This window comes from uncultured Caballeronia sp., from assembly GCF_964243625.1.
Taxonomy (GTDB): domain Bacteria; phylum Pseudomonadota; class Gammaproteobacteria; order Burkholderiales; family Burkholderiaceae; genus Caballeronia.
Map to the genome: position 1 here is coordinate 1 of NZ_CAXTGZ010000791.1, position 854 is coordinate 854.

The 854-nt window shown below is 63.9% G+C and carries 1 pseudogene (running past one end of the window); it reads left to right on the plus strand.

Annotated features, from left to right (window positions below):
• Positions 1 to 9 precede the first annotated feature (9 nt).
• A pseudogene (locus ACFFAR_RS30940) lies at positions 10 to 854 on the plus strand (benzoate/H(+) symporter BenE family transporter) (it continues 320 nt past the right edge of the window).

Consider the following 854-nt stretch of genomic DNA (forward strand, 5'->3'; position numbering starts at 1 on the left):
GCCACGGCTTTGCGGCCATTCGCCGATTCGTCGCTGTCAGCCATGGTCGCGGGATTTGTCGCGATGATGACCGGCTATACCAGCTCTCTCGTCCTGATGTTCCAGGCCGGGCGTGCCGCGCATTTATCCAATGCGCAGATTTCCTCCTGGATCTGGGCGCTCTCCATTGGCATGGCGCTGTGCACGATCGGCCTGTCGCTCAAGTTCCGCGCGCCGATCGTGATTGCGTGGTCCACGCCGGGCGCAGCACTGCTCGTGACGTCGCTGCCGAACGTGCCCTATGCGGATGCGATCGGCGCGTTTATCGTCTGTGCAATCCTGTTGACGGTTGTCGGCCTGACCGGCTGGTTCGATACCCTCATGCGCAAGATCCCTGCAGGCATCGCGGCGGCTTTGCTGGCGGGCATCCTGTTCGAGATCGGCATCGAAATCTTCAGGGCCGCGCAGTTCCAGACAGCCCTTGTGCTGGCAATGTTCTTCACCTATCTCATCGTCAAGCGCCTCGCGCCCCGCTACGCCATCCTGACGACGCTCGTGGTCGGCATCGTCGCCGCCGGAACGCTCGGCCTGCTCGATTTCAGCCAGTTTCACGTCGCGCTGGCGCACCCGGTCTTCACCATGCCGCACTTCACGTTCGCGGCGGCGGTCAGTATCGGCATCCCGCTTTTCGTGGTGGCAATGGCCTCGCAAAACGTACCCGGCATCGCCGTGCTGCGCGCGGATGGCTATGACACGCCATCGGCGCCATTGATCGCGACAACGGGCATTGCGTCGCTCCTGCTCGCGCCGTTCGGCTCGCACGGCATCAACCTGGCCGCGATCACCGCCGCCATCTGCACTGGGCCGGAAGCGCA